Raw genomic sequence first — 22,296 nt, 5'->3', positions numbered from 1 at the left:
ATGAAAAATGAAAGTCAGTCCTCTTCCAGAACTCCCGCGTTCTTCGCCTGCTGGACGAGTGCGTAGGCACCAGCGGCTACATCCTCCGGCCTCTCGTAGCTCGGTATTCCGTTCTTCTCCAGGAGCTCCTTGGCCTTTTCGCTGACGTATCCAGCCATGAAGAGACCGAGAACGGGCTTCCCGTTGTTTACCTCCTTAACGGCTCTGATGACTCCCTCCGCGTGCTCTGTCGGCGTCATTCCTGCGAAGGTCGGGACGACGCATATCGCTATGAGTATGTCAACGTTCCTGTCCTGGAGGAGGGCCTTTGCCGTTCTGTAGTAGTCCTCTCCTCTGGCTGAGGCTATCATGTCGACGGGATTCTTTAGGGCAGCCATCGGAGGAAGGAAAGAGCGTAGCTCCTCAACAGTTGTCTCCTCAAGGTTCGCCAGCTTCAATCCGCGCTTGTCTATCTCGTCAGCGGTCAAAACTCCCGGGCCTCCTGCGTTGGTCATTATCGCCACGCGCTTTCCTCTGGGCAGGGGCTGGGTAAAAGCGCGCGCCATGCTGAGCATGTCGTCTATTGTCTCAGCTATCAGGACTCCGCTCTGCTTGAAGGCAGCTTCGTAAATCTTCCAGCTTCCGGCTAAGGAACCGGTGTGGCTTGAGGCCGCCCTGGCTCCGCTCTCGCTCTTTCCGGCCTTTAGGGCTATGACAGGTTTTTTCTTGGTGACGCGCTTCGCAACCTCTATGAACTTCCTCCCGTCCTTAACTCCTTCAATGTAGAGCGCTATGGCTCTGTCTTCCTCGGTGTTGGCAAGGTATTCTATGAGCTCCGCGAAGTCGAGGTCGGCCATGTTGCCAACGCTCACGAACTTGGAGAAGCCTATTCCTTCTTTCACAGTCTTGTAGATTATTCCCGCTCCCAAAGCCCCGCTCTGGCTGATGAAGGCTATGTTGCCCTTCTTGGCATCCATTACAAAGGTCGCGTTCATATCCTCCCGGGTGTTCATAACGCCGACACAGTTCGGGCCGATGAGCCTCATGCCGTACCTGTGGACAATCTCTACCAGTTCGCGCTCCTCCCTCTTGCCCTCCTCGCCGGTCTCTCCAAATCCGGCAGTGATGATGACAGCTCCTCTAACGTCCTTTTCGCCGCAGTCTATCAGGGTCTGCTTTACGAAGCGCTTGGGCACGATGATTATCGCAAGGTCTACCTCTTCCGGGATGTCATTCACGTTTCTGTGGGCCTTAACGCCTTGAACTACCTCGTCCTTGACGTTCACGGGGTAGACCTTTCCGGTTTTGTATTTTTTGAGGTTCTTGAAGACCTCGTAGCCGAGCTTCAGCGGATCGTTCGATGCACCGATCACGGCTATACCCTTCGGTTTGAAGAAGTAGTCTAAATCCATAAGCCCCACCGTTTAAACCTCCACCGAATCGTATATAAGCTTTCCCAAAACGGACATCGGAGATGGTTGGAGCATCGCTGAGCCCAACAAGTGCATCAATGGGCTTTTTTGAGCCATCGAAAGGTTTAAGTAAGCTCGTGTTATTTTAAGTTTGAGGTGATGAACGTGGTGAAGGTGCGCTTTTTAGGCCATGCCGCCTTCTACATCGAGGGGAGCAAGAAGATCCTGATAGACCCCTTCCTCAGCGGCAACCCGCAGGCGGCTGCAAAGCCCGAAGAGCTTGAGGCAGACCTTATTCTGGTCACCCACGCCCACGGCGACCACATCGGCGATGCAGTCGAGATAGCCAAGAGAACCGATGCCAAGATTGTTGCCATGTATGACGTGGCCAACTACATCAGCCAGCAGGCCGACGGCGGGATCGAGACGGTGGGGATGAACTACGGGCCAACTGAGATAGATGGCGTCTTTATCGTTCAGGTTCCGGCCTGGCACTCAAGCAGCGATGGAATTCACAGCATAGGCAACGCCTCGGGCTTCGTAGTCAGGCTCGACGGAAAAACTATCTACCACGCCGGCGATACCTTCGTGTTCTCTGACATGGCCCTGTTCAGCGAACTCTACGGGCCGATTGACGTTGCCCTGCTACCGATAGGCGGGCACTTCACGATGGGGCCGAGGGAAGCGGCAAAGGCCGTGGAACTGCTCAAGCCGAGGAAAGTCGTCCCGATGCACTACAACACTTGGCCGCCGATTTCAGCTGACCCGGAGGAGTTCAAAAGGCTCGTCGGCGACAGGGCTGAAGTGGTAATCCTCAAACCCGGTGAGGAGCTTGAGCTTTGAGCTTCCTCAAAAACCTTTTAAGAGCCTTTTCTTATCTTCTTTTCAGGTGGTGAAATGGGCAGAAAGGTCTTGGCTTTCATCGTGCTGTTAATTCTCATTCCTTCGCTCCTTCCGGCTGTTCATGCGGCTGGAGAGCCTCGGTACGACCTTATAATAGTCAGGAACGACAATCTCATTGACTATATAGTTGCCCTCCCCTATTCCAAGCTCCTTGGCGTCCCGATTCTTCCGGTTAATCCGAAGGAGCTAGACTACACGACGATGGCCCAGCTCCAGAGCTATGAGCAGTTTGGCTGGTACAAGGTTCTCGTCATAGGTGACTACCAGGCCATAAGCCAGAAGGTTCAGGAGCAGCTTATAAACCTCGGCTTTCAGGTGACGAGGCTTGGAGGGGCAACGAGAGTCGACACGGCCGTCAAGTTAGCTGAGGAGTTCTATCCGGAGGGCTCTGAGACAGTCATCATAGCGAGCGCCAGCGACTATGGCTCGGCCCTAGCCGCGGCGAGGTGGGCGATGGCCTACAACTACCCCCTCCTCCTCACTGCTCAGAACAACCTCTCCACCCAGGTTGTGGATGCCCTCAAGAGACTACACCCGAGGCTCGTTGTCCTTATCGGTGCAGGTATGTCAAAGAGCATAGAGGGTCAGCTTGAACGCCTCGGCTATCAGACTTACTGGGTGAAGGAGAGTATAACGATAAGCGTTCCGACTTCCACCGTGCCGGAGAGAACCAACTGGAGCCTCGTCATTCTAGCGGTGATAGTCTCGATCGGTGTTGCCGTCCCGGCGTCCCTCTATTATGCTAAGAAGCACTGGTCAGCCAATAAGGTTCCGATAGAGGTTCTGACGGAGAAAGAGCGCATAGTCGTGAAGGCTATTCTCGAAAGGGGCGGTATCGTAAAGCAGGAAGAGCTCCCCGAGCTCACCGGTTATTCGAGACCGACGATAAGTAGGATCATCCAGGAGCTTGAGAAAAAACAGCTCGTCGAGAGGGAGAAGGTCGGGAAGACCTTCATAGTCAGGCTCACAAAAGAAATAGTTATGAGGGAGTGAGCGGTCGGGGAAGCCCTCCGCTCATCACTTTTCAGGGCCCTAGCTCTCTTCATCCCGTTTTTCCTTTCATTTCCTGCGGAAGAGATGGCCGTGGGCCCTGTTGACGTGCCTCGTAAAGGACTTTGCGTCGCGGAAGACCATACCACAGCGCGGGCAACGGAAGAATATCTCCCCGTCCCTGTCTCTGACTCTAATGGCTTTCAACACCGCCATCTCCTCCACCCCCCGATGAGCCGTTTTCCGTTCATCTTTTAAAGTTTGCTAAACCCATACCCTGTTGCCCTTGACCTTGATATAGCCCAGCGTTTGGAGGGTCTTGAGGAAATCCTCAACCGCATCCTCATCGTAGTAGATGTTGACCCTCCCGCTCCCGCCCCTGACGACTATAGGTTCCATCTCCATTACTGCTTCGATGAGCTCGTTCTTCTTCCTGTGCTTCTCGGTCAGCTTAAGGATTTTCTCCGCCAGAACCGAGCGAGCGATGCCGTCGAAGGTCGCCCCGACCATGCTCTCCTCAGTTGCGTATTCCCTAGCTATATCAAGGGCCTCCTCTATGAGTTTCCTCTCGACCTCAAGAACCTCGACGCAGTAGCGCTTTTCAAGGGTGTATTCCGTTACCATCGTCGGATTGAAGCGTTCGTCGATCTCCTCAAGGTATTCCTCAATTTCATCTATCGGGAAGCGTACCTCAATCCTCAGGACGTCAAGCGGTGGCTTTTCCCTGAGAACGAACCTTCCGTCCTCTTCCTCTATTGAACCTGCCTCGATGAGGGCAGAGACTAGCATAAGCTTCCCGAGGTCAGACTCGTCAAAGAGCTTCTCGGCGGGCCTCTCCTCGCCCGGTCTCCAGCTGGAGAGTAGCTCATCGTAGGCTGAGCGGAGGGCTTCGAGGTACTCTTCCAGGGGCTCTATTCCATCGGCCCTCTCAAGGAGCCCGGCGTAGGTTCCCTCTATGACGATATAGTGGGAAATCTCGCGCGAGAGCTCTTCCGCAGTCCTGTTCATTATCCCCGCCTGGCTGAGCTCCCTTGAGAGGGCGTTCATGTCCTCCTTGGTAAGGACCTCAAACTTCATTCTCTCACCAATATTCAGAAACGGTGAACGGCGTTATAACATTACCTTTTCCTCTTGAAAGCCTTACCCTTTAGGTGAGGATGTAGTAAACCGCCCAACAGCCCTTTAAACCATCGGAACCCCTTTAAAATGTTTGCGGCCTATTAAGGCCCAGGAGAAGTCACTCAAGGGCAACCCGATGAGAGGAGAGATTTCGCGTTACCACCCCTCCTTGGAGTGGTTGACACTGTTAAGCGTCCTCTCAAGAACCGCTCTTGAGCGGTTTGAAACTCAATGAGTAGCCTTTGGAATGATAACCCCGAACCACTCCGATAGGGGTAACGGGCCCGGCCCGGGCTCTCGGGCTGAACCAAACTCGCGGGAGGAGGGGATGATGGGCTCGTAAATCTTCCCGTTGGCGAAGAGTTAAGCCAAACCCTCGCCGTTTACGGCAAGGAGGAGATCAGTCCCGGATGAGGCTTGAGAGGAGGGTCCTCAGTGGTTTGTTGGTCATCTTTTTGAGGGCTTCCTCGACTTCCTCCCTAAGCTCGGGTGAGTAATGGGCGTATAAGTACAAGGCATAGGCGTTCATCTTTGCATCCCCCTCGTTTGCGAGCTCCACTGCTGAGGCAAGCCTCGGGTCGTCTAGGAGTCTATCGGCTATCCTCGTGAGCGCCTTCCTGTCATCCTCCTCAAGCGCCTTTTTCAGTGGCCTGTAAAAGCCTGAAAGGGTAAGTCTGAGGGCCGAAATCCTCTCGACTGCCGGTTCTTTCTCCTGTTTTCTCATCAGGAGGTACAGGAAAGGTGGGAGGAAGATTACAAGGGCTATCAAAGCGTAAAGGCCGATTGGGACAGTAACGGTGGGGGCAAGCCTGCTCCGCATGTACGCTAGGATGACCAGCCCACCACCCGCCCAGAAAGCCATGAACGTTAAGTAATAAACCGAAGGAGTCTCTGTCTTTGGCGGTTTTTTCTCCATCTCGGCCCTCTCAAGGTCTTCTTCGAGGAGCTCAAGCTCGGCTTCCAGCTTCTTTATTCTCTTCTCCACTTCCCTCAGGACTTCTTTCATGGCTTTCATCCAATTTCCCTTTCCCCTCATCCGTTAAGTCTTTTACCCCAACCTCTGTCAGGACGGAGCGGTAGAAGGCAACCGCTCCAACGAGAGCGAAGAGGTACTGGTTGAGGAACTTAAAGGTGAAGGCTATGAGGACGTTCAGGCCTGTGTTGCCGATTGCCATGAGGACACCAAGTTCGTTCCCTCCAATCCCCCCTGGAGTCCCGAGGACGCTCCCAAGGACCGTCGAGTACAGTATCGCCTTAATGGCATCGCCCAGGGGAATTGAGATGCCGAAGGCCATCCCGACGCTCATAAGGACGCCGGCGTTTATGAGGATGAGCAATGCTCCCAGGATGAGCGCCGCGAGAACCCTGTCTGCTCTGGATCTGGCCGCATGCCAGCCGGCGTAGAACTCCTCGGAGATGCCCCCCGCCCTGATCCTTGAGAGAACGGGGACGAGGACATGGTATACCCGGTTGTCAGCGATAAAAGTGAGGAGGAAGAAGAGGAAGGTCAGGAGGGCCCCCCAGTCGTGCATCAGGAAGACCAGCATTGCAGAACCCACCATTAGCTCGGTTGCAACCCCTGCGAGGTTCGTTGCTAGAACTTGAAAGTAGCTCGCCCCTATGAACTTCACCTTGATAAGCGTCCCAATCGCCGCGTTGAAGGAGAAAGAGAGGTACGTCCCCGAGAGGTTCGCGAGGAGGACACGCTTGAACTCTACATCCACGAGGTGGGTGAGGTAGATGTGCCACAGGGTGGTGTATATCAGGTAACCAGCAATACCGAGGAGGAGGGCCAGGAAGAGATAAGGGGAGAGGAGCTGTGAGGACCTGATCTCTATCTTGGACGCCTCGGAATAGACCCGATATATCAGGTAGGCGGTTATCCCAATGGTTAGAGTTGCGGTTAGGAGCTTTTTTTTCCTCTGGGAAAGCACTTTCTCACTGCCCCTCTAGGAGTTTTCTGACGTAACGTGGCATCTGGAAGAGTGTTTCATGTCTCTCCGGGTCGTAGTAGTAAAGTTCAAGCCCCTTGGCCCTCTCAAGGTCTACTTTCGTAAAGTCTAGGCTCCCCTTTACGCCCACGAGGAAGCTCCAGGGTGAGGCGTAGCCTATCACAGGGAAGCTGAAGTAGTAAACCCTATCGAAGACCTTCTTCATGGCTCTGTAAGCGTCGAGGAGCTCGTTGGTGAAGAGATAAACGCTTCCGGCCTGGGTAACGTATATTCCCGGGTTGTTGAGCCTCGCGTAGGCGTTTCTGTAGAACTCCTCCGAGAAGAGCAGCTTTGCCGGACCGACCGGGTCAGTTGAATCGACTATTATTGCGTCGAACTTCCCATCGTTTTCCTTAAGGTATTTGACGCCGTCTCCAATGATGACCTTTGCCCTCGGGTCATCAAAGGCTCCTCCCGCAATGTCCAGATACAGCCTTGCGACCTCAACGACGATCTCGTCTATCTCGACCATCGTAGCTCTCTCAACAGTTTTATGTCTCAGAACCTCCCTCAGGGTCCCCCCATCGCCCCCGCCTATTATCAGAACGTTCCTGGGATTCGGGTGCGCCAGGAGGGCCGGGTGTACGAGAACCTCATGATAGCTCTCCTCTCCAACCTCAACGAGCTGTATCGTGCCGTCCAGAACAAGCAGCTTGCCGAAACCTTCCGTCTCGTAGAGCTCAAGCCTCTGGTACTTCGTCTGAAGCTCTAGTAGGCGTCTCATGACCTTGAAGCCGACGCCGTAGCCCATTGGATACCACTCGATAAAAGCCATCTCCTCCTCGTTGTAGCTCATGTTTCCCACCTGAGCTTAGGTAGGGCATCGGGTTTTAAAACTTGGGGTTCGCCAACTCGGACTCGGAAAGGTAAAAGTTATTAAGCACCATTCAAAGTTTAGGAACGATGACAGAGGTAAGGTTGAAGAAGGAACTTACAGAAGTCCTTAAGGAGCTCTCTCCCCAGATAGAGGAGGCCCTAAAGTACGGTGTCCCCCACGTTGTGGGTGAGATCAGGAACAACAGCGGCCAGCTGGAAGTGAACGCAACAGTCTCCATCTTCGAGAGCTCCCACCACTTTCTCCGCCTCACATCGAACGGGGAGTTACTCTTTATATACCCCGCCGAAGATTCTCATCCCTACAGGCTTTTCCTTGATATCTGGCGCTTCCTTGAGGGTAAGAAGTCAGGAAGTGCTGTCCTTGGGCCCGGCAGTATGATAAAAGGTAACCTCAGGGAGAACCTCAGGAGGCACGGCTACGAGATACTGTGGATGAATGTCCAGCCAACTTCCGAGGGCGAGATGATAGGGGTCTGGGCAAGAAAAGGGGAGGTCAGGTACAACTTCACCTTCAAAAAAGCTGGAAAAGATAAGTTCCTCCTTGTTGAATTCTCCCGGGTTTAGTACGGGAACATGACGACGACTGCAACGGCTGCGGCCGGTTTCTCCTTCACGGTTATGCTCGCGCCCGCGACTTTGAACTCCCCCAGTTCCCAACCGCGGTTGGCGAAGCCCTCCTCGACCATTCTCCTCACTACCCTCTCCGCTTCTTCCTTCGTGCAGTAGCCGGCGTACTCGTAGATCAGGCCACCCTCGTTGTTACGGCTTATCCCCACGCCAAGGGCGGCGCTGATGGTCATTCCAGGTTCGTCGCTCTCAATGTGTGCGTACACCGTCGGAAGGAGCATCCCTATCGGAACATCGTGGACTTTCTCCATCCACTCAATGTGTGCGGGGATGACACTGCTTAGCTTGACCAGATTAACGTTACCTATTCCCAGCTTGAGGAGGGCGTTGTCAAAGGCGTTGAGCTTGGTTCCGCCCTCGGCGGCCGCAGCACCCATGAAAGCCCTCTTGGGAGTTGTCCAACTCATCTCCACCACCCCTCTCCCTTTTAACTACTCCACCGCTCAGTAGACTGCTTATAAAGCTTTCGGGAAAGGCAAAACTCTCTCTTGGGCCTCTTAAACTTTGTTGGGTATTTCCCATCTGACTTTTATTCCCTACTGGCTTTTCCCCTTTCTCCGAACAGGGTTAGGGTTCTCCCCACGGTCGCGGCCATGAAAATTCCGGCAACAGAGGTGAAGGCAGTTGTTGAATAGAGAACGCCGTTAAGAACGCCGTATCTGTTCCCGAGATCAGCCACTAGAAGTCCGAGTATCCCAAAGCTAACCAGCCCCGTTGCCTTGGCGACTGAGCTTACTCCGGAGCCGTCCCAAGTTAACATCACGCTGAGAACGAAGCGGACGATATATATCACCAAGAAGAAGTAGAGAATGGTTAGAGTTACCTCAGCCCTGAAGTTCATTCCACGCCAGGCAAAGAAGATAGGGGCGAATATACCGCTTGTAACCCCGCTCAGTATGGTTTTCAGCCTTTCGTACTGTTTTGTCCCGACAAGGTCGCTGTGGAGTATCAGGCCAGCTAGAAAGCCACCTATCGTGAAGTGCATTCCCACCTCTTCGCTGATAAAGCCGAGAAGGGATGCAAATATCATGAAGAGACCGAAGACGGCCTCGTCGCTCCTAAGTTTTCTGAGCTGCGTCATGAGCCAGACTTTGTGTTGGATCCCGATCTTGTAGTTCAAGTATAGAACTGCGCCTATGAAGAGGCCCTGTTCCCCCAGGAGGAGAGTGAGCTTTGGGAAGCTAGGTGCAGTTTCAAATCCCGCAAGAACGTAGACGAGGATCAATATTGTTACCTCACTTATTATGGCATAGGAGAGGGCCACGTGGAGGTAGTCCTCGCCGAAGAACCTCTTGAGCCTGACGACTACAGGTGCACTCGCAACGGCCAGTATTGATGCGGCTAGCAGGTTGCCGGCTCCAAGGGAGTAATTGGTCATTGGGAGGGTTAGGAGGAGCATCACAGTGAGGGTTATCAGATAAGCTGGAAGGGCTTTCTTACCTCCGACGTGAAGCTCCTCAGGGGTTATTTCCAGCCCTGCGGATATCATCAGAAAGAATATCCCGAACTCCGCAAGGAGGTTCATTTCACTCGCCGGCGCTCCACTAAGGAAGTAGCCAAGGATGAAACCGGCCGTTATCTCCCCCACCAGTCCGGGGTAGCCCAGTCTCTCAAAGATCTCGGCCAGAAACCTGCCCACCGCTATGATGATCATGACGTAGCCGATTATCTGCACCACATCGCCCTCCTCAAAACTTCACTCTCTCTTTTTGGGGGGGAGATATAAGCCTTTCCTTTTCGAGAAAGGTTTAAATGGTCAAGCCTGTTATACCGAGCGGTGATGTTCATGATTGAGGTCGGCGAATACAAGGTCAAAGAGGGCCTCTACTACACCAAGGATCACGAGTGGGCCCAGGTTCTTGAGGACGGAACAGTCCTAGTTGGCATAACCGACTACGCCCAGAAGGAGCTCGGTGATTTGGCCTACGTTGAGCTTCCCGAAGTCGGGAAGGCTGTCAGCAAGGGCGATCTCCTCTGTGAGATTGAGAGCGTCAAGGCCGTCTCCGAGGTCTACGCCCCGGTGAGCGGCGAAGTCATAGAGGTCAACGAAGAGCTTGAGGATTCACCCGAGCTTCTAAACGAAGATCCCTACGGGAACTGGATTGCCAAGCTCAAGCCGAGCAACCTTGAGGAAGAACTCAGGGAACTCATGGATGCAGGGGCCTATGCCAAATACCTCGAAAGCCTCTGAGGAAGGGTTAAGAACCCTTTCTCCTATTCTTCTCAGTGGTTTCCATGAAGGTTCTGAAGGAATGGAGTGTTAAGGTCAAGCTCGTGAAGGCCAAAGGGGGAGCGCTCCTCCACATGATAGAGGTCGAACCCGGGCACTTCTACATCGAACAGAACCCAATGAAGGAATCCAAGTACGGCGTGGCCTATAGGAAGATAAAGGGGAACTTTCCGGAGTTCTACATGTTCTGGGAGATTAAAAACAACCGCTACACAGGGAAGCTCCTGGCTGGGGCTTTCCTTGAGAAGGCCGAGATAGACGAGTTCGTCACGCTTCTAGCAAAGAGCGAGGACTTCAAGGAGTTCGAGGAAATCTTTGAGGAAATTGAGGAGCTGGAGGAATGAGCTCAGCTCTCTTTTTTCATCATCCCCTCAGATACCCTAGAGGTCGTCATCGCTCGTTTTAAGGTGGAATCGGAAAGTTAAAAGCGTTTGGCTCGGTCAGTATGCCCTTCATCATTCCTCAGCCACTCCAGGGGTCGCCATCACCACCATTAATCTGCCCGACACCTTAATAACTTCTGCCCCAGTAGTTAACTATTGGGAAAGAAGTTGGGAGGAAAAGAGAAAATCAGGCGTTAGCTTTCTCTTCCCTCTTCTTCGTGAGGTACTCGTGGATGGCCTTTGCGGCCTTTCTACCGTCGCCCATTGCTAGGATAACTGTCGCCTCGCCCCTTATCGCGTCTCCGCCCGCAAAAACACCCGGAATGCTCGTCATCATGTTCTCGTCGACGACTATCTTACCGCGCTCAACCTTAAGCCCTGGAGTGTTTATGATTAGCCTGTTCGGGTGCTTTCCGATGGCTATAATGACCGTGTCTGCCTCTATCGTCACGTATTCTCCAGTTCCCTCTATCTTCCTCTTTCCTCTCGCGTCCCTCTCCTCGAGGGGCCTCATCTTCTCGAACTTAACAGCCCTAACGTTGCCGTTCTCGTCGCCTATAAAGCCAGCGGGATTGACGAAGTAAACGAACTTTATGCCCTCCTCCTTTGCGTGGGCTACCTCCTCTTCCCTGGCCGAGACGTCCTCCTCACCGCGACGGTAGGCGATGGTAACCTCCACTCCAAAGCGCCTCGCACTTCTCGCCGCGTCCATCGCTGTGTTTCCGGCGCCTATGACAATGACCTTCTCCCCAACCTTGACCGGTGTGTCATACTCTGGGAACCTGTAGGCCTTCATTAGGTTGATCCTGGTAAGGAATTCATTGGCAGTATAGATGCCGTTGAGGTTTACTCCAGGGGCGTTAACGAGCCTTGGAGTCCCGGCACCCGAGCCTATGAAGACCGCGTCGTACTCCTGAAGGAGCTCTTCGATGGTTACCGTCTTACCAACGATGTGGTCTGTAAGGATTCTAACGCCGAGTTTTCTCAGTTTTTCGATTTCCTTCTCGACGATTTCCTTCGGGAGTCTGAACTCGGGAATACCGTACATCAGGACTCCCCCAGGCTCATGGAGGGCCTCGTAAATTGTAACATCATAACCCAACTTAGCCAGCTCTCCAGCAGCCGTAAGCCCCGCCGGGCCTGCACCGATTATTGCAACGCTCTGGCCCATTTTCTCTATCTTGGGGACTATCTCAAAGAGGAGTTCCTCGTCTATGCCCTTCTCGCGCGCGTAGTCTGCTACAAACCTTTCGAGCTTGCCGATGTTTATTTTGTCACCTACTCTGCCCATGACGCAGTTCTTCTCGCACTGGTCTTCCTGCGGGCAGACTCTACCTGTTGTCGCTGGGAGCGAGTTGCAGGCCCAGATGACGTTCAAAGCTTCCTTCACAGCCTTATCCGGGTTGTCGCGGTATTCGACGAGTTTGCTTATGAAGCCGGGGATGTCTATGTGAACCGGACAGCCTTTAATGCACGGGGCGTACTCGGCAGGACACTGCAGACATCTCTCAGCCTCCTTAACTGCAAGCTCGAAGGTATAACCTAGGTTAACTTCCTTGAAGTCGTGAATCCTCTCTTCTGGAGGTCTTTCTATGGTTGGAACCCTCTCCTTGATGAGCTTCGGCTTCTTCCTCCTCGCCATCTCACTCACCCCTCAGGGACTTGAGGTACTCCTCAAGGGCCCTCCTTTCCATGTCAGTGTAGAAGCCGACCCTGTGTATGAGTTCATCCCAGTTGACCTTGTAGGCATCGAATCCGGGGCCGTCTATACAGGCGAACTTGACCTCTCCGTCGACGGTTACACGGCAGGAGCCGCACATGCCGGTTCCATCTACCATTATCGGGTGCAGGTCGGCTTCCATCGGTATGCCGTACTCCCTGACGACCTCAAAAACGGCCTTCTGGCCACCGGCGGGACCGACTATGAAGACCAGATCCCAGTGCTCGTCCTCAAGGAGCTCCCTGACCTTTGCAACAGCCCTCCTAACGAGCTCCTGGGCAATCTCGTTCATACCCCATCCGGGTTGGAGTGGGTAGTCCTCAACTATGTGCCTCGAAACGCTCTCTTCAAAGTCTTCCTTGAGGATTGCCATCGGCTCTGGGGTAACGTGGAGAGTTGTCACGTCGTTCCCTATCTCCTGCCACGCCCTCGCTATCGGGAAGACCTCAACCATTCCAGTTATGAGGCCTATCGCCAGTATCTTCCCGAACTTCTTCATTGGGGCAGGGTTCCCGAGCGGGCCGGCTACGTTGAGAAGCTCATCGCCGGGCTTCAGTTCGTTGGCCATCCTGAGGGTCGTCTTCCCGCGGACGAAGGTGACCAGCTCTATCCAGCCCTCCTCCCTGTCCCACCTTATTGGTGTGAGGGGAATTCTCTCACCGTTCGGGAAGGCCCTGACTATGACGAACTGCCCGGGCTGAACCTTTCTGGCCACGTGTGGCGCGTGGATTTTGTACCACATCTCCTTCATCGCGAGCTCCTTCTTGTCGAGTATCCTGTACCCCACAATGAACACCTCCGTGCATGAGCTCAAAGCTGAGCATCTGGGAGAAGTACACCTTAGGTGTTTATAAAGATGTGTTCAACCTTTGGTTAACAACCCCGAAGGGATTTCGGGGTGAGATTTTAAAAGGTGAAGGAAACACTTTTAAGCCACGTGGATAAGGGGGAGAGGTGGTACGATGAGAAGGGCCGTTTATCTGGCCTCAGTGGTCGCTGCAGCCCTTGGGATGTTCCTGCCAATTTTGTACGGTAACGTGAGATTTCTCAGGAGTGTCATGGAGGACCCCCTCCCGGTCTCGGTCGCGGTCATGGTAGCTGCCTGGCTTTTCGCATACCTCCTCTACACCGAGGACGAGCCTACAGCTTCCTGAGGAAAGTGATATAGCCGGTGTGGGCTAACATAGTCGTCTTCGGCCTTATGCATTCCCTCTTGACTTCCTGCTCCCTTACGAGAACCTCCACGGTCTTGACCCTCAGGAACTGTCCCCCGAACTCCTCAAGGGCTCTGTAGAAGCGGTGAACTTGGTTCGAGCAGGGCGTGTATGCGACAAAGTAGCCACCGGACCGTAGAACGTCAACCGCATGCTGAAGCACATTTTCAGGCTGGGGGAGGTCGAGCACTATGTGGTCGGCACTCTCCTCGTCTATTCCGTCATATATGCTCTTATTCTTCAAGACGACCCTGTCGGAAAAGCCCGCCAGTTCTATGTTTCCCTTTGCTATTTCGTAGAAGTCCTTCCTCACCTCGTAGCTGATTACTTTTCCAGACGGACCGACGGCGTTGGCCAGAAAAAGGGTAAGCGCCCCGCTTCCTGCTCCCGCTTCTATTACCGTATCGCCCGGAGAGATGCCCGCGTAAGCTATTATTATCCCAGCGTCCTTTGGGTGGACTATCTGGGGGCCCCTCCTCATCTTGGCGATGATGTCGTTGATGCTCGGCTTTATGGCCACGAAGGTCCTTCCCCTATGGCTCGCTATCCTCGTCCCGTAGGGCTTCCCTATGAGTTCTCCAAGCCGGAGTATCCCCAAATCGGTATGAAACTCCCTCTCCTCGGCCCTAACGAGGTAGCGCTTGCCCCTCAGGTCTATCAGGAGAACTGGGGAGCCCCTCTCAATCACCGATCCCACCGTCCTTGAGAATCCGCACCTCGGTATCGCTGATGTCTAGGACAAAGGTTGCTATCTCCTCGAAGACCGCAAGGTTCTCCCTGGAGATTATGTCCCTGTTGACGAGGTGAACCCCTATGAGGTCCTCCATAGGGATGTTCGTGACCGCGGTGATTATGGATTTTAGCGCTCCATCTGGGTTGAAGCGGGCGTAGTGGCTCAGACCAAAGCTCATCAGGAACTTGGGCTTCTGGGGTAGCCTGCTGATCCTGCTCATCACGGCGTGGTAGTTCTTCAGGAAGATGTGGGGGTCGTATGTTGGGACTATCTCGTCCAGTATGTCCCCGTAGGTTGTGGCTCCAGGGCCTATCTTGATGACCTTGACGTCCTTTACCAGCTCCACAAACTCGGAGTAGGTCTTTCCCGGGAGCCTCCTGAGGTATTTCCTGAAGAGGGCATCGCCTACGCCGAAGAAGTCGGTTATCACGAGGTTTCCATTGGCCTTGAGGAGCGGAACGAGTTTGCCCCACGCAGTTTTCTCCACCGGCGTGAGAGAGGAGTATTCGAGTATGACCATGTCACCCCTGAGGGCCTCCCCTAGGAGGAGCTTCTCAAGGATGCCTTCCATTTTTTCCACCGGAAGGGTTTTTAACGCCCGGTCTTTTAACCTTGTCGGGTGGGAGAATGAGATTTGTCCTATGGCCAAACGAGCTGGACGCACGCCTGAGCAGGAAGTATGGGAGGGCGGTCAAGAAGAGCGTTGCGGTTGATTCCCCAGGGCTTGAAGAGGTTGAGGATGCAGTGCTGAGCCTTGGTTTCAAAGTCGTTGAAAAGGTCCCGGAAAAGCTGAACCCAAGGCTCTCGGGACTTGACGAGGAGTTCAGGACTAGGGGAATGCTCGTCGTGGAGAGCCCCTACGGAAAGGGCAAGACCCTTAAGCTCATAGCAGAGAAGATTAGAGAGCTTAGAGCCCGGACTAGGGCAAAGGGCAAATCTAGGAGGAAGAGAAGGTAGTTCACTCCTCTTCTTCCACTTCGACAACTATTGCGGTCGTCGTGTCTATGACGCCGTCTATGTTGTGGATGTCGTGGAGTATCTTTCTGGTCAGTTCACCAAGGTCTTTGGCCTCTATGTGGACTATCGCATCGTAGGGGCCGGTCACTGCATCGGCCTTGGTAACACCCGGTATCTGCTTGAGCGCCTCAATGACGCTCTCGACCTTCCCTATTTCTACCGTAAGCAAAACATACGCCCTGACCATGGCCATCACCGTCGGAGTTTTCTCGTTTCTTATTTGTCCTCCTGCTCATTTAAGCTTTTCGTAGGTGGTTCATCTGTCTAAATGTTTATCATTGTGATAATAGTTGCATCGAAAGATTTAATTATGGGTGGGTGGTATCATGATACGCCTCACTGCTCAGAGGTGAACAAAATGAGGGCTAAAACGACTCTGGCCCTGTTAGTCGTTTTTTTGGTCGCTTTTAGCGTAGCGGCCAGTGGATGTATAGGTGGTGGCCAGAAGGGCACCACCACAACCATCGAACAAACAAGTGGAACGTCCTCCACGACTCAGGCAACTCAGACGACCTCCTCAAGCGTGAGTGTAGCCTCTTCGGAGGCAGTAAAATACATTGAAGCGCACCTCTCCAACGCCACAGTTATTAACACCGAGAAATACGTCGTCGTTGTCGGGCCCGAGGGAAGCGGTGCCAAGGTCTCAGGCTTACCGAACAAGCCCGTCATTGTGGTCTCCTACAAAGCCAACATGAAGAAGACCCCGACCATTCAGGAGCTGATGAAGAACCAGCAGGGGTTTGGACAGATAAACCCCGCCTTCCTCCGCGACCCCAGGATGGACGCCCTGATACAGCTCGCTAGGAAGGTCACCGACCCCAACATCAGGGGGGCTCTCTACAATGCCCTATACATACTCGCCAACAGAGAGGTTCCCGAGATAATCCTGGGTGACGCCAAGGCGGCCCGTGTCTACTGGAACTGGGTGCACAACTGGTACTACAACCCGGTTCTAGCACCGCGCTGGGATCTCGTTATGGAGGATAAGAACGCTCCGAGCGTCTCGATAGGGATAGGAAACTACAAGAACGAGCCAGGAACGATAGTCGAAGCAACCTTCGGCTGGCCGAGCTCTTTCGATCCGGCCTTTGACTACGAGACCTTTGGGTGGGCGCTCTACCACAACGTCGGCGACACGCTCGTCACCTACTGGGAGAACGAAACCAAGAAGGTCTCACCCGACCTCGCGGTTGCATGGGCCCACAACAAGGACGGAACCGTCTGGTACTTCGTCATAAGAGGCGGCGTTAAGGCCTACGACCCGAAGAGTGGAACAACCTACACTATCAACGCAACCGACGTTGAATTTGAGTTCTGGCGTGTCCTCAGGGCAGGCTACTCGGTCAACTGGATGCTCGCCACTTACACCGACCTCAACAAGAGCTATGCTATGAGCGACAGCGAGTTTGAGAAGATCCTCCAGAATGGCGGCGTAATAGCGGACTTCAACGGCAAAACCAAGGAGGTTAAGAGCCTCAAAGATCTCCTCAGCTTCTTCGGCTACTCCGGACCGACCGCCGGTGTCTACAAGCTCGTCCTTCCGCACCCATACGGAGGTATCCTCAGCGTTCTGGCCGATCCATACCTCATGGTGATTCCGGCCAAGTATATGCTCGGGGACAAGTACGAGGAGGCCATGAAGGCCTCTGACTGGGGCAGAAAGCCCTGGGTCTGGAGTAAGTATGTCCAGCCGGGTTCAAAAGATCCTATACACACAATGCTCCAAGACAACATGATCGGCGTCTTCACCGGGCCGTTCTACATCAAAGAGGCCAAGCAGAACAGCTACATAGTCCTCGAGAGGAACCCCTACTACTGGAACGCCAGCGTATGGAGCAAGCTTGAGCAGAAGTATCCGAACTACGTCGTCACCAAGAGGGTTATCTATATCATCTCAAGCGATGCAACAACGCGCATAAGCCTCTTCCAGAAGGGGGTTGCGGACATAGCGGCCGTTCCAGTGGACAGGCTCAACGCCGTCAAGGGCCTCACTCTCGGCAAGTTCCAGTCCAAGATCGATTCCTTTGTCACGCCCGACATGGTGTTCATAGTCCTCAATGCCGCCAAGAAACCACTCAACAATGAGCTCGTCAGGCAGGCGCTGGCCTGGGCAACGCCCTACGAGCAGATATACAACGCCGTTTACAAGGGCTACATGGTTCCGAACTACGGCCCGATACCGATTGGATGGCTCGGCTACACCGGGTACAACGTCATCAAGTACAAGTACAACCTCGCCAAGGCCCTCCAGCTTATCCGGAAGTCTGGAATTAATCCGAAGGATTACACCCTGACGATATACTACAACACCGGAAACACCCAGCGTGAGAAGATAGCAACGCTCCTACAGAACACCTGGGGACAGCTCGGCTTCAAGGTATCGGTTACTCCACTCTCATGGCCTACACTGCTCAGCAAAACTGCCAGTGGTGACTTCGACGTCTACATAGTTGGATGGGCCCCGGACTTCCTCGACCCGGACGACTACGTTGGTCCATTCCTCCAGAGTGCAGTGGTCTTCGACAGCCTGAACTACAAGGTAATATCCGGCTGAAGGTTTAGTTTTCTTTCTTTTCCTTTAAAATCTCCACGGAGGGAACTGTGGTGGCAGGGCTTGGAAAATTCCTGGTGAGAAGGGGCTTAACGTTCATACCGACGTTGATAGGTGTAACTCTGATTGTTTTCATTATTGCCTACGTCATACCTGCAAACCCCGTGAAGGCCTGGGCTGGTGGTGAGAAGGCTTCCCAGGCTGCTGTTGAGATGATAAAGAAGGAATACCACCTTGACCAGCCTTGGTACGACCAGTACTGGTTCTTGGTTAAAGGTCTCTTTACAAACAGCCTCCTCGACCCCTTGAATCAGGAGCCGGTTTTTACTAACATAGGTAATCGCTTTATAGTGACCTTCCAACTGGCACTCTTTGCTTTTCTCTTCGTTGTAATAATAGGGCTTCCCCTAGGTATAATATCCGCCCTCAAGAGAAACTCGGCGACCGACATGACCTTGAGGATCCTGGCCCTGATCTTCATCTCGACGCCAATCTACGTCATAGCTTACCTCTTCATATGGCTGTTCTTCCTTCACTGGAGCACTACGACGCTCGCTGGAATACCGCCAAGCCCACCGCACAAGATAACCCACGTGCCGGTCATAGATGCACTCCTGACCCTGGACTGGAGCAACTTCGTCCAGCAGGTCGAGCGCTTCTGGCTTCCGGGCTTTACGCTCGGAATAGCTGCAGCGGGCGTGCTCATGAGGTTCACTAGGAACTCCTTCCTTGAGGCTTACAGCAGGGACAGCACGCTCTTCCTGAAGGCCAAGGGGGTTCCAAAGGGGAGGCTCTATCGCCACGTCCTGAAGAACGCACTCGTCCCGGTCATCACAATACTGGCCCTCCAGTTCGGTGGCCTCCTGGCCGGGACGCCCATCACCGAGACGATATTCAACCTCCCGGGAATAGGTCGCTACGCCCTCCAAGCGATAATGTACCTCGACTTTCCCGCTTTGATAGGCGTCACCTTCCTCTACGCAATAGTCTTCGTCACCGCTAACCTGATAGCGGACATACTCTACGCGATTATAGACCCGAGGGTGAGATTCTGAGGTGGTCACGATGTCAGAGAAGGTTGAAGAGCTCGAGGCTAGGGAAGAGTACGAAATGACGATACTCGACAGGGTGAGCGACAGGATAATAGACGCCTTTGCCTCCTTCATCAATATCTTCAAGAAGGACTGGAGGAGGAGAAATCAGTCCAAGATAAAGGAATGGAAGCTCATGGCCTACGCTATGAACCGCTCTCCCCCTGCCCTACTCGGCCTTTTTATAGTCATAATCTACATCATCCTGGGAATATTCGGCCCCTACATGGCCCCATGGTCCTATGACTTCTTCCCAGTGAACTACAACTTCTCCACCCAGCTAGCCCCACCGGGGTCGACGTACTTCCTCAACGTGACCACTATAGAGAACGGATACATCGTCCACTACACAACAAACATTCACTACCTCTTGGGTTCTGACGTTTACGGAAGGGACGTAGTCAGCATACTTCTCGCAGGAGCTAGGACTGCCTTTGTGCTCGACATCTTCATCATACTCATAGGCCCGACGATAGGGATCATCCTCGGCCTCATCTCGGGCTACTACGGTGGTAAGGTCGACGAGACGATAATGCGTATAACCGACATGTTCCTCGCCTTCCCCGGGCTCATACTGGCCATAGCCCTCTCGGCTGTCCTGCCAACTAGGATACAGAACTTCCTTAACGCTCACACCTGGGCCCAGACGCTCATGCTTAAGCTCTTTGCCCTGCACGCGAGGGACGTCAACAACCTCGGAAAGCTTCTCGCCGTTTTCGTTGCCCTCGTTATAGTCTGGTGGCCGGGCTATGCAAGGGTGTCCAGGGGATCGACGCTGACTGAGAAAGAGAACCTCTACGTTGAGGCCGCAAGGGCGGTCGGCCTGCCGACGAGGACGATACTCTTCAGGCATATACTCCCCAACATAATCGGCCCTATCCTGGTTATGATAACCATGGACTTCGGGGGGGTTATCCTAACCGAGGCGGGCCTGAGCTTCCTCGGCCTCGGTGCGGTGCCACCAATACCCGACTGGGGTAACCTCATCAACCAGGGCTCCCAGTACTTCCCCCAAGCTTGGTGGCTCGTCGCCTTCCCGGGGATAGTCATCGTCACCGTCGTCCTCGGCTGGAACCTCCTTGGAGATGGTCTCAGGGACGTCCTCGACCCGAGGACGAGGAGGAGCCTTGAGTTCAAACTCAAGAAGAAGTCCAAGGGAGGTGAGTCCAGTGCCTGAGCCGATCATAGAAATCAAGAACCTCAGAGTTTACTTTTACACCTACGCCGGCGTCGTCAAGGCGATAGAGGACGTCTCCTTTAACATATACCGCGGTGAGACACTGGCCCTGGTCGGTGAAACAGGCTGTGGAAAGAGTGTAACATCGAGGGCATTGACACAGCTCATAGAGAGCCCTGGAAGGATAGTCAGCGGGCAGGTTCTCTACCACAGAGACGATGGCTCAACGGTTGACCTTCTCAAGCTGAATGATGAGGAGATAAGGGAAATAAGGGGCAACGAGATAGCCTACATCTTCCAGGATCCTCACTCGTCTCTCGATCCGCTCTACACGGTCGGCTACCAGATAGGTGAGGCAATGGAAGTTCATGGAAAGGTCAAGAACATAAAGGAGGGCATAGGAAGGGCCGTTAACATTCTCAGGGAGGTTCTCATACCTGACCCCGAGAACCGCGTTAGGAACTACCCCCATGAGCTCAGCGGTGGAATGAAGCAGAGGGTAGTCATAGGGATCGGTATAGCCAACAATCCAAGGCTCCTCATAGCTGACGAACCGACCACGGCCTTGGATGTTACAGTTCAGGCTCAGATACTTGAGCTTATCAACGAGCTGAAGAGGAAGTACAATGCGACGGTTCTGCTCATCACCCACAACCTCGGTGTCGTTGCCGAGACAGCACAGCGCGTCGTGGTCATGTACGCGGGAAAGGTGGCTGAGATAGGGAGCATTGATCAGATATTCCACAACCCTCTCCATCCCTACACGGTTGCACTGCTCAGAGCGGTTCCAAACCCACTCAAGAAGATAGAGAAGCTTGAGAGCATCCCGGGGACGGTCCCAAACCTTATAACCCCTCCAAAGGGATGTCGCTTCCACCCGAGATGTCCCTTTGCCGAAGAGCGCTGCAGGAAGGAAGTCCCCGAGCTCAAGGAGATAGAGCCCGGCCACTGGGTGGCCTGCCACCGCTACTGAGGTGATGACGATGGAGCCAGTACTCAAGGTTGAAGGCCTGAGAAAGTACTTCCCAGTTAAGAGCCTCCTCAGGACGATCGGCTGGGTGAAGGCCGTTGACGGGGTAAGCTTCGAGATATACCCCGGTGAGACCTTCGGCCTCGTCGGCGAGAGCGGCTGCGGAAAGACCACAACCGGAAGAACGATACTCCGCCTCATCGAACCGACAGAGGGGAAGATAGTCTTCAACGGGAAGGACGTTACCCAGCTTAAGGGCAGGGAGATGCTCTGGTTCAGGAGGCACGCCCAGATAATGTTCCAGGATCCCTATTCTTCCCTCGACCCGAGACAGACCGTCTTTAACATAATAATGGAGCCCGTGAAGTTCCACGGGATAGAGGTGGACGACCCCGAGGAGTTCGTCATAAGGCTTTTGGAGAGCGTCGGCCTCAACGAGATGCATCTCTACCGCTATCCCCACGAGTTCTCGGGAGGGCAGAGACAGAGGATAGCCCTCGCCAAGGTACTCGCCTTACAGCCGGACTTCGTAGTTTTGGACGAACCCACCTCGGCCCTCGACGTCTCGGTTCAGGCCAACATCCTCAACACCCTCAAAGACCTCCAGAAGAAGCACGGCTTCTCATACCTTTTCATAAGCCACGACCTCGGTGTCGTAAAGTACATGAGCCACAGGATGGGCGTTATGTACCTCGGCAAGCTCGTCGAGGTCGGCCCTGCTGAGAGGATATTCGATAACCCCCTCCACCCCTACACCCAGATGCTCCTCTCGGCCATACCGATACCCGACCCAGAGCTCGCGAGGAAGAAAAAGAGGATGGAGGTAAAGGGTGAGCCCCCAAGCCCCATAAACCCACCCTCCGGCTGCCGCTTCCACCCAAGGTGCCCCTTTGCCAAGGCCGGCCTCTGCGACAAAGAGGAACCGCCGCTGGTCGAGGTCGAAAAGGACCACTACGTTGCTTGCTGGCTCTACGGGAAGGCCTGAGCCCTCTCTTTCATTTCCCTGAAAGGAGCGCATCCCTGAAGAGTGCCGAGAAGAAAGCCGTTCTGAACACCGGATCCTTCTTGAGAAGGCCTGTGTAGACGGCGTCCTTCCCGGTTGGGCTTTTGACCTCTCCCGCCTCGACCCAGATTTTTCTGTAGGCGATGCCCTCCTCGACTATTGGAATGCCTTCAAGCTCCTCTGGGGAATTAACCCCGGTAATGCCCTTCAGGAGGGCAAGCCCGAAGGAGTTCTCTCTCTCAATCTCTCCCAGCCTCTCCTCGGTTGCGACGTGCCTGCTGTGGCCAGTTGGTATCCCTATGATCCTGAGGACGTTCCACTGTCTGATATGGGACACCCTTTTCTCCCT

The 22,296-nt window shown here is 53.9% G+C and carries 25 protein-coding genes and 1 pseudogene; 12 read left to right on the top strand and 14 right to left on the bottom strand.

Annotated elements, in window-relative coordinates; all coding sequences use genetic code 11:
- Positions 1–14 precede the first annotated feature (14 nt).
- The gene (locus tag MVD07_RS05000) at positions 15–1,391 is read right to left on the bottom strand and encodes a CoA-binding protein (RefSeq protein WP_297499327.1); all 1,377 of its coding nucleotides are present in this window, start codon (positions 1,389–1,391) and stop codon (positions 15–17) included.
- A 165-nt stretch (positions 1,392–1,556) separates the two neighbouring features.
- Here MVD07_RS05000 and MVD07_RS04995 point away from each other — a divergent pair, with 165 nt between their 5' ends.
- Both MVD07_RS04995 and MVD07_RS04990 read left to right on the top strand, forming a co-directional pair.
- Complete coding sequence (locus tag MVD07_RS04995) at positions 1,557–2,234, top strand: metal-dependent hydrolase (protein WP_297499325.1); 678 nt, start codon at positions 1,557–1,559, stop codon at positions 2,232–2,234.
- 54 nt (positions 2,235–2,288) lie between these two features.
- Positions 2,289–3,287: a cell wall-binding repeat-containing protein gene (locus tag MVD07_RS04990; RefSeq protein WP_297499304.1), complete on the top strand. Its 999-nt coding sequence runs from the start codon at positions 2,289–2,291 to the stop codon at positions 3,285–3,287.
- A 66-nt stretch (positions 3,288–3,353) separates the two neighbouring features.
- On the opposite strand, the gene MVD07_RS04985 is transcribed toward MVD07_RS04990, so the two are convergent.
- The 5 genes from MVD07_RS04985 to speE form a co-directional block, all read right to left on the bottom strand.
- On the bottom strand, positions 3,354–3,500 hold the full coding sequence (locus MVD07_RS04985) for a C2H2-type zinc finger protein (protein WP_297499303.1): 147 nt from the start codon (positions 3,498–3,500) through the stop codon (positions 3,354–3,356).
- A 48-nt stretch (positions 3,501–3,548) separates the two neighbouring features.
- Positions 3,549–4,361 carry a hypothetical protein gene (locus MVD07_RS04980; RefSeq protein WP_297499301.1) on the bottom strand — a complete coding sequence of 271 codons (813 nt, stop codon included), beginning with the start codon at positions 4,359–4,361 and terminating at the stop codon, positions 3,549–3,551.
- Positions 4,362–4,803: 442 nt separating this feature from the next.
- Positions 4,804–5,418, bottom strand: coding sequence for a hypothetical protein (locus MVD07_RS04975; protein ID WP_297499299.1), 615 nt, complete (start codon positions 5,416–5,418; stop codon positions 4,804–4,806).
- Entirely contained in the window at positions 5,351–6,337 is a 987-nt protein-coding gene (locus MVD07_RS04970; protein ID WP_297499297.1) for a hypothetical protein, read from the bottom strand. The genes MVD07_RS04975 and MVD07_RS04970 overlap by 68 nt, the downstream gene beginning before the upstream one ends.
- A 4-nt stretch (positions 6,338–6,341) precedes the next feature.
- Positions 6,342–7,190 (bottom strand): polyamine aminopropyltransferase, encoded by an 849-nt coding sequence (speE, locus tag MVD07_RS04965; RefSeq protein WP_297499323.1) that lies wholly within the window; start codon positions 7,188–7,190, stop codon positions 6,342–6,344.
- 107 nt (positions 7,191–7,297) lie between these two features.
- Between speE and MVD07_RS04960 the strand changes: the two genes are divergently transcribed.
- Positions 7,298–7,795, top strand: coding sequence for a hypothetical protein (locus tag MVD07_RS04960; protein ID WP_297499295.1), 498 nt, complete (start codon positions 7,298–7,300; stop codon positions 7,793–7,795).
- Here MVD07_RS04960 and MVD07_RS04955 read toward each other — a convergent pair.
- Both MVD07_RS04955 and MVD07_RS04950 read right to left on the bottom strand, forming a co-directional pair.
- Positions 7,792–8,265 (bottom strand): arginine decarboxylase, pyruvoyl-dependent, encoded by a 474-nt coding sequence (locus MVD07_RS04955; RefSeq protein WP_297499321.1) that lies wholly within the window; start codon positions 8,263–8,265, stop codon positions 7,792–7,794. The genes MVD07_RS04960 and MVD07_RS04955 overlap by 4 nt on opposite strands.
- Before the next feature lie 122 nt (positions 8,266–8,387).
- Entirely contained in the window at positions 8,388–9,536 is a 1,149-nt protein-coding gene (locus tag MVD07_RS04950; protein ID WP_366078463.1) for a cation:proton antiporter, read from the bottom strand.
- A gap of 108 nt (positions 9,537–9,644) precedes the next feature.
- Here MVD07_RS04950 and gcvH point away from each other — a divergent pair, with 108 nt between their 5' ends.
- Together gcvH and MVD07_RS04940 are read left to right on the top strand one after the other, a co-directional pair.
- Complete coding sequence (gene gcvH / locus MVD07_RS04945) at positions 9,645–10,049, top strand: glycine cleavage system protein GcvH (protein WP_297499317.1); 405 nt, start codon at positions 9,645–9,647, stop codon at positions 10,047–10,049.
- Positions 10,050–10,093: 44 nt separating this feature from the next.
- On the top strand, positions 10,094–10,432 hold the full coding sequence (locus tag MVD07_RS04940) for a hypothetical protein (RefSeq protein ID WP_297499293.1): 339 nt from the start codon (positions 10,094–10,096) through the stop codon (positions 10,430–10,432).
- A 226-nt stretch (positions 10,433–10,658) separates the two neighbouring features.
- Here MVD07_RS04940 and gltA read toward each other — a convergent pair whose 3' ends face one another.
- The gene (gene gltA, locus MVD07_RS04935) at positions 10,659–12,113 is read right to left on the bottom strand and encodes an NADPH-dependent glutamate synthase (protein ID WP_297499291.1); all 1,455 of its coding nucleotides are present in this window, start codon (positions 12,111–12,113) and stop codon (positions 10,659–10,661) included.
- Between the two features lies 1 nt (position 12,114).
- Positions 12,115–12,978, bottom strand: coding sequence for a sulfide/dihydroorotate dehydrogenase-like FAD/NAD-binding protein (locus MVD07_RS04930; protein WP_297499289.1), 864 nt, complete (start codon positions 12,976–12,978; stop codon positions 12,115–12,117).
- A gap of 175 nt (positions 12,979–13,153) precedes the next feature.
- Here MVD07_RS04930 and MVD07_RS04925 point away from each other — a divergent pair, with 175 nt between their 5' ends.
- Positions 13,154–13,345 (top strand): hypothetical protein, encoded by a 192-nt coding sequence (locus MVD07_RS04925; protein ID WP_297499287.1) that lies wholly within the window; start codon positions 13,154–13,156, stop codon positions 13,343–13,345.
- Here MVD07_RS04925 and MVD07_RS04920 read toward each other — a convergent pair.
- Both MVD07_RS04920 and MVD07_RS04915 read right to left on the bottom strand, forming a co-directional pair.
- On the bottom strand, positions 13,332–14,093 hold the full coding sequence (locus tag MVD07_RS04920; protein WP_297499285.1) for a tRNA (adenine-N1)-methyltransferase: 762 nt from the start codon (positions 14,091–14,093) through the stop codon (positions 13,332–13,334). The two genes, MVD07_RS04925 and MVD07_RS04920, sit on opposite strands and share 14 nt — an antisense overlap.
- Entirely contained in the window at positions 14,086–14,709 is a 624-nt protein-coding gene (locus MVD07_RS04915; protein ID WP_297499316.1) for a DUF257 family protein, read from the bottom strand. The genes MVD07_RS04920 and MVD07_RS04915 overlap by 8 nt, the downstream gene beginning before the upstream one ends.
- 56 nt (positions 14,710–14,765) lie before the next feature.
- On the opposite strand from MVD07_RS04915, the gene MVD07_RS04910 reads away from it, so the two are divergent.
- Complete coding sequence (locus MVD07_RS04910; RefSeq protein ID WP_297499283.1) at positions 14,766–15,095, top strand: signal recognition particle protein Srp19; 330 nt, start codon at positions 14,766–14,768, stop codon at positions 15,093–15,095.
- A gap of 1 nt (position 15,096) precedes the next feature.
- Here MVD07_RS04910 and MVD07_RS04905 read toward each other — a convergent pair whose 3' ends face one another.
- Positions 15,097–15,342, bottom strand: a complete 246-nt coding sequence (locus MVD07_RS04905; protein ID WP_297499314.1) for an Lrp/AsnC ligand binding domain-containing protein — start codon at positions 15,340–15,342, stop codon at positions 15,097–15,099.
- A 171-nt stretch (positions 15,343–15,513) separates the two neighbouring features.
- Here MVD07_RS04905 and MVD07_RS04900 point away from each other — a divergent pair, with 171 nt between their 5' ends.
- The 5 genes from MVD07_RS04900 to MVD07_RS04880 are packed head-to-tail and all read left to right on the top strand — an operon-like array spanning position 15,514 to position 21,929.
- Positions 15,514–17,709, top strand: a complete 2,196-nt coding sequence (locus MVD07_RS04900; protein ID WP_297499281.1) for an ABC transporter substrate-binding protein — start codon at positions 15,514–15,516, stop codon at positions 17,707–17,709.
- Positions 17,710–17,759: 50 nt separating this feature from the next.
- Positions 17,760–18,761 (top strand): ABC transporter permease, encoded by a 1,002-nt coding sequence (locus tag MVD07_RS04895; RefSeq protein WP_297499279.1) that lies wholly within the window; start codon positions 17,760–17,762, stop codon positions 18,759–18,761.
- Between the two features lie 10 nt (positions 18,762–18,771).
- A complete protein-coding gene (locus MVD07_RS04890; protein ID WP_297499277.1) occupies positions 18,772–19,974 on the top strand; it encodes an ABC transporter permease in 1,203 nt (400 codons plus the stop codon).
- Entirely contained in the window at positions 19,967–20,947 is a 981-nt protein-coding gene (locus tag MVD07_RS04885) for an ABC transporter ATP-binding protein (protein ID WP_297499275.1), read from the top strand. Before MVD07_RS04890 ends, MVD07_RS04885 begins: the two co-directional genes overlap by 8 nt.
- Positions 20,948–20,951: 4 nt before the next feature.
- Positions 20,952–21,929 carry an ABC transporter ATP-binding protein gene (locus MVD07_RS04880; RefSeq protein WP_297499273.1) on the top strand — a complete coding sequence of 326 codons (978 nt, stop codon included), beginning with the start codon at positions 20,952–20,954 and terminating at the stop codon, positions 21,927–21,929.
- A gap of 10 nt (positions 21,930–21,939) precedes the next feature.
- Here MVD07_RS04880 and MVD07_RS04875 read toward each other — a convergent pair.
- A pseudogene (locus tag MVD07_RS04875) lies at positions 21,940–22,296 on the bottom strand (hypothetical protein); the annotation flags it as partial.

It is taken from the genome of Thermococcus sp. (assembly GCF_027008145.1).
Classification (GTDB): Archaea; Methanobacteriota_B; Thermococci; order Thermococcales; family Thermococcaceae; genus Thermococcus.
Note: the sequence above shows the minus strand (reverse complement) of the source record. Positions and strands in the feature narration are given on the sequence as shown.

Bases quoted from the DNA above. Each gene is read 5' to 3' on its own strand.
- MVD07_RS05000 (WP_297499327.1), bottom strand. From the start codon at position 1,391: ATGGATTTAGACTACTTCTTCAAACCGAAGGGTATAGCCGTGATCGGT.
- MVD07_RS04990 (WP_297499304.1), top strand. From the start codon at position 2,289: ATGGGCAGAAAGGTCTTGGCTTTCATCGTGCTGTTAATTCTCATTCCT.
- MVD07_RS04985 (WP_297499303.1), bottom strand. From the start codon at position 3,500: ATGGCGGTGTTGAAAGCCATTAGAGTCAGAGACAGGGACGGGGAGATA.
- MVD07_RS04980 (WP_297499301.1), bottom strand. From the start codon at position 4,361: ATGAAGTTTGAGGTCCTTACCAAGGAGGACATGAACGCCCTCTCAAGG.
- MVD07_RS04975 (WP_297499299.1), bottom strand. From the start codon at position 5,418: ATGAAAGCCATGAAAGAAGTCCTGAGGGAAGTGGAGAAGAGAATAAAG.
- speE (WP_297499323.1), bottom strand. From the start codon at position 7,190: ATGAGCTACAACGAGGAGGAGATGGCTTTTATCGAGTGGTATCCAATG.
- MVD07_RS04960 (WP_297499295.1), top strand. From the start codon at position 7,298: ATGACAGAGGTAAGGTTGAAGAAGGAACTTACAGAAGTCCTTAAGGAG.
- MVD07_RS04955 (WP_297499321.1), bottom strand. From the start codon at position 8,265: ATGAGTTGGACAACTCCCAAGAGGGCTTTCATGGGTGCTGCGGCCGCC.
- gcvH (WP_297499317.1), top strand. From the start codon at position 9,645: ATGATTGAGGTCGGCGAATACAAGGTCAAAGAGGGCCTCTACTACACC.
- MVD07_RS04940 (WP_297499293.1), top strand. From the start codon at position 10,094: ATGAAGGTTCTGAAGGAATGGAGTGTTAAGGTCAAGCTCGTGAAGGCC.
- gltA (WP_297499291.1), bottom strand. From the start codon at position 12,113: ATGGCGAGGAGGAAGAAGCCGAAGCTCATCAAGGAGAGGGTTCCAACC.
- MVD07_RS04925 (WP_297499287.1), top strand. From the start codon at position 13,154: ATGAGAAGGGCCGTTTATCTGGCCTCAGTGGTCGCTGCAGCCCTTGGG.
- MVD07_RS04915 (WP_297499316.1), bottom strand. From the start codon at position 14,709: ATGGAAGGCATCCTTGAGAAGCTCCTCCTAGGGGAGGCCCTCAGGGGT.
- MVD07_RS04910 (WP_297499283.1), top strand. From the start codon at position 14,766: ATGAGATTTGTCCTATGGCCAAACGAGCTGGACGCACGCCTGAGCAGG.
- MVD07_RS04905 (WP_297499314.1), bottom strand. From the start codon at position 15,342: ATGGTCAGGGCGTATGTTTTGCTTACGGTAGAAATAGGGAAGGTCGAG.
- MVD07_RS04900 (WP_297499281.1), top strand. From the start codon at position 15,514: ATGAGGGCTAAAACGACTCTGGCCCTGTTAGTCGTTTTTTTGGTCGCT.
- MVD07_RS04890 (WP_297499277.1), top strand. From the start codon at position 18,772: ATGTCAGAGAAGGTTGAAGAGCTCGAGGCTAGGGAAGAGTACGAAATG.
- MVD07_RS04880 (WP_297499273.1), top strand. From the start codon at position 20,952: ATGACGATGGAGCCAGTACTCAAGGTTGAAGGCCTGAGAAAGTACTTC.